This window comes from Stackebrandtia sp. (genome assembly GCF_035643755.1).
GTDB lineage: Bacteria > Actinomycetota > Actinomycetes > Mycobacteriales > Micromonosporaceae > Stackebrandtia.
The window spans coordinates 1-3,637 of the sequence record NZ_DASQPW010000067.1 but is presented as its reverse complement, the minus strand read 5'-3'; the positions used below and the strand labels follow the sequence as shown (position 1 = coordinate 3,637).

Sequence of the window (3,637 nt, the reverse complement as noted above, 5' to 3'; positions counted from 1 at the left end):
CGGCATCGCCTGCGGATATGAAGCATCGACAACATTTTGTCGATGAGATCTCTTCAAGCGCCTAGAAGGTCCGATCGCGTGCGCACCCGCCCCCTGGCCCCTTCCCACGGTGTGCGCGTCCCAGGCTCTCTAACGGACCCGCAGTATCAAGCCGGCGAATGCTCGCGGATTTCGCGGACGCCACGGCCGAGGCGTCGGCGGAGGAGGGTCCGCAATGTGACGCTATCGGCGTAGCCGACCAGTGAGGCGATCTCGTCGAGGGTCCGGTCGCTGGTGCGCAGCAGGTGTACGGCCCGCTCGACGCGGAGGTCCTGAACGTAGGACAGCGGGCTCTTGCCGAGCACCTTATGGAGGCGGCGGGCCAATGTGCGCTTGGTCGTGCCGGTGGCCCGGGCGGCCTGGTCCAGGGAGAATCCGTCGCCCAGGTGGTCGCGGGCCCAATGCTCGAAGCGTTCGACCAGGGGGTCGGCGTGGGCGAGGTGGTCCATGACCACGTATGCCGACTGGGCGGGGCGGGTATCCACGATCAGGTAGCGGGCAACGAGCGAGGCGAGCTCGGGGCTGACCTGGCGTACAAGCCACATGGCCAGGTCGACATGGCTCAGTGCGGCGCCGGCCGTGACGAACCGACCGGACGCGACGATCATGTGTGACTCGTTGAGGCGAACCCTCGGGTAGCGTTGCCGGAACAGGGACCCCAGCCACCAGGTAGTCGTGGCGTTCTGATCGGTGAGCAGACCAGACTCAGCCAGCACGAACGTACCGATGCACGCTGCCGCGATGCGTGTGTTGGGTCGGTTTGCGTGCTCGCGGAGCAGGGCGCTCGCGGCCCGGACGTCGGGGCGCGCCAAGACCGGCTCGAGGGCCTCTGGCGTCCTGAACCCGAGCGCCGGGACCACCACCCAGTCCGCCGGTGCGCCGGCCGTCCGGATGGTCAGTGGCACGGACAGGCCTTGGGCAGTGCGAACCCGTCGACGAACACCCACCACGGACACGTCGAACGGCGGGATGCCGAGATCAAACAGGCCGATCAGCTCGTTGGCGGTGGTGAACACATCGAGCACTGTGGACAAGCCGGTGTCGAAGATCCCGTCCAGTGCTATTACCTCGCATCGCATGGCGAGAACCGTATCAAAGTTGTCAGTATTGCCAATAGCGATCCGCTCCCGAGCGCCGTAACGTGCAGCACGGCGGCTTCCACAGCGGGACGCCACCGCCGAAGGCACCCGGGCGACCCTCGCGCGGCCACGTCATGTCCACCCGAAATCGCCTTTCGATTAGGAGCACACAGATGAACCGACCGATTGTCCTGATTCATGGCTCCCCAGGCAAGCCCAGCGCATGGAAGGGGGTGATCAAGGCGCTGGGTGAAGACGTCACGGCGATCACGCCGAGTTTGCCGGACCACAACCAGACGTATCCGCCACGCGATCGCGAGACGGCTGCGATGGCGGCAGCCATCGTCGATGACCTGGGGCCCCAGCCGGACGGTATCGTCCTGGGTGGCCACTCTTATGGCGGCAACGTCGCCCTGCAGATCGCGCTTGCCAACCACGTGCCTGTCGCGGCATTGGTGCTGGTCGAGCCCGTTGCGCTCGAGACCTTGGCAGCGCTGGGCGAAGAGACCGCGTATGCGGATGCCAAAACCGCGTTCGACTCCTACGTGCGGAATGCCAAGGCAGGCGAAACAGACGCGATCGGCATGATGATCGATTTCTGGTTCGGACCCGGGGCCTTCACCCGCATGCCTGATCAAGTGCAAGGCTTCCTGCGGGGCCAGACCCCGGTCAATGTACGCGATGTGGAAGCTGCTTTCCGCGAGAGATACATCCGCGAGACGCTGGCCGCGCTGTCGGCACCGGTCGCTATCGCGTATGGCACCAGCAGCCCCGCCGTCTCTGAGCTGATCGCACAGCGACTGGCGGCCACGGTCAAGCACGGCGAGGCCGTACCTCTGGATGGCGCCGACCACGGCATGCTCGCCACGCACGCTCCGCAGCTGGCTGAGCTCATAAGGAGCACCGTCGCGCGAGTGTGACCGAGGGTCGCCAGCCATCCCGGTCGGCTTGGTCCGACGACACTCACCGTGCGCAGTCGGCGGGAGTCGCCACCGGCGAACGGTCGGCAGCCTCGGAATCGCTACGAGGGCGCAAGATCGATGATCATGACGGTGTGACCGTCGGCCCTCCGGCTGCTCACCGCCTGACCGAGCGCCGTCATAAGGCGCTGCGCTCCGGCGTTGTCGCTGAGCATGTCGCCACGGAACCGGCTGATCCCGGCGGCTCGGGCTCGACTTGCAAGCTGGCGCATCAACTCGAGTCCGACACCGTGGTGCTGCCACTCATCGGCGACGAGAGCGGCTACCTCGGCTGTATCACCCTCCTGTGTGTCGCGGGCATACCGAACAACGGCGACGACTACCTGGTCGTCGAGTGCGATCAGGGCCTCACGTTGACCTGGTGCGAGATCCAGCAGCCGATCAAGCAGTGACGGGGTGGGGCTACCGGCGGCCCCATGGAATCTGCTGATCATCGATTGAGGAGACACTCGTGAAGCCAGGGCGGCGAGGAGGTCTCGGTCCGCTTCGGTGAGCGACCGGGTGAGAAGGCCTTCCATAGTCGTCCCTTCTTCTCGCAGGTGCCCGACCGCGGATCGGTTCGGGAGGTGGAGCAGCGCGTGGGCGAAGACGCGATCCCTGGCTTCTGCCTCGACGTGGGCGGCACCCTCGCCAGACGCCCTCGGCCACACCGACGAACTCATAACGCGGGCGCTCACACACTTCCGCCATCGGCTATCGCGAAGACGAGGCGTCCTCCATGCAGCGCTACGCGGACGCCTGGTTCGACGACACCGTCGTGCTGATCGAATCGGGCCGGACAGGGCTGCGGACTGATGAGAGCCCCGCTGTCCTGAGCATTAGGGTCAGGCGAACAGCTTTCGCAGGCCGGCGATGCCGCTGCCGTAGACATCCTGGGCGCAGGTGCGGGTCAGCGCTTCCTCCTCCGTGATGGAGTCGACCAGCGTGTCGACGCCTTCGATATGCGCGGTCTTCGTCATGTGCTACGACCTTCCTTTGGCACCGAGCGTTCGAGCTGCGACACATGCCGACCGACGGTGGTGTGGTTGATCTTGAGGACGCGTGCGGCCTCGATGAGGCGGCCACGCCGCGCAACCTCCAGGACGATCTGAAAGTCATCGCGGCGCGCAACATGTCTGCCAAGGCCCTTTCTCGCAGTCCTAGAAGTGACCTATTCGGGCCCTGATGCCCCGCCCGAAGGCGCCTCTTGGTTCGGGATCTTGGCTTCGAGGAGAACCGCTACGACATTGCGGGTTACGTCGGCGATGTCGGGGTTGTGGTCCATGTGGGCGTTCAGCTCTGCTCCGTCGTAGAGGACGTTGAGTTGCTGGCCGAGCTGGTCGGGGTCGGCTGCTCCGGCTTGGCGTGCGAGGTCGGTGAACAGGTTGCGCCTCCAGGTGCGGTACTCGGTGGCGTCGGTTTCGATGACCCCGCCGGGAGGGGCTTCACTGCTTGCCGCGACAAAAGCGCATCCCTTGAAGCCGGGTTCCCGGAACACGCTGGCTTGGCTGTCGAACACGGCGAGGATCTTCTCGCGAGGGTCGTCCTGCTCGGCAACGA

The 3,637-nt window shown here is 65.7% G+C and carries 5 protein-coding genes and 1 pseudogene; 1 reads left to right on the top strand and 5 read right to left on the bottom strand.

The window, feature by feature from the left end:
- Positions 1 to 146 precede the first annotated feature (146 nt).
- Entirely contained in the window at positions 147 to 1,118 is a 972-nt protein-coding gene (locus VE172_RS04900) for a GlxA family transcriptional regulator (RefSeq protein ID WP_324797986.1), read from the bottom strand.
- Positions 1,119 to 1,291: 173 nt separating this feature from the next.
- On the opposite strand from VE172_RS04900, the gene VE172_RS04895 reads away from it, so the two are divergent.
- Positions 1,292 to 2,038 (top strand): alpha/beta fold hydrolase, encoded by a 747-nt coding sequence (locus VE172_RS04895; RefSeq protein WP_324797984.1) that lies wholly within the window; start codon positions 1,292 to 1,294, stop codon positions 2,036 to 2,038.
- Positions 2,039 to 2,139: 101 nt separating this feature from the next.
- Here the strand turns inward: VE172_RS04895 and VE172_RS25660 are convergent, their stop codons facing one another.
- The 4 genes and pseudogenes from VE172_RS25660 to VE172_RS04880 all read right to left on the bottom strand — a co-directional run.
- A complete protein-coding gene (locus VE172_RS25660; RefSeq protein WP_414715065.1) occupies positions 2,140 to 2,616 on the bottom strand; it encodes a GNAT family N-acetyltransferase in 477 nt (158 codons plus the stop codon).
- Between the two features lie 306 nt (positions 2,617 to 2,922).
- Positions 2,923 to 3,057 (bottom strand): hypothetical protein, encoded by a 135-nt coding sequence (locus tag VE172_RS04885; protein ID WP_324797979.1) that lies wholly within the window; start codon positions 3,055 to 3,057, stop codon positions 2,923 to 2,925.
- Complete coding sequence (locus VE172_RS25375) at positions 3,054 to 3,185, bottom strand: hypothetical protein (RefSeq protein ID WP_349258260.1); 132 nt, start codon at positions 3,183 to 3,185, stop codon at positions 3,054 to 3,056. Before VE172_RS25375 ends, VE172_RS04885 begins: the two co-directional genes overlap by 4 nt.
- Positions 3,186 to 3,248: 63 nt before the next feature.
- Positions 3,249 to 3,637, bottom strand: a pseudogene (locus VE172_RS04880) (TetR/AcrR family transcriptional regulator); the annotation flags it as partial.

What these genes read in the sequence shown, in the direction of transcription:
- VE172_RS25660 (WP_414715065.1), bottom strand. Translation starts at nt 2,616, where the DNA reads ATGGAAGGCCTTCTCACCCGGTCGCTCACCGAAGCGGACCGAGACCTC.
- VE172_RS04900 (WP_324797986.1), bottom strand. Translation starts at nt 1,118, where the DNA reads ATGCGATGCGAGGTAATAGCACTGGACGGGATCTTCGACACCGGCTTG.
- VE172_RS04885 (WP_324797979.1), bottom strand. Translation starts at nt 3,057, where the DNA reads ATGACGAAGACCGCGCATATCGAAGGCGTCGACACGCTGGTCGACTCC.
- VE172_RS04895 (WP_324797984.1), top strand. Translation starts at nt 1,292, where the DNA reads ATGAACCGACCGATTGTCCTGATTCATGGCTCCCCAGGCAAGCCCAGC.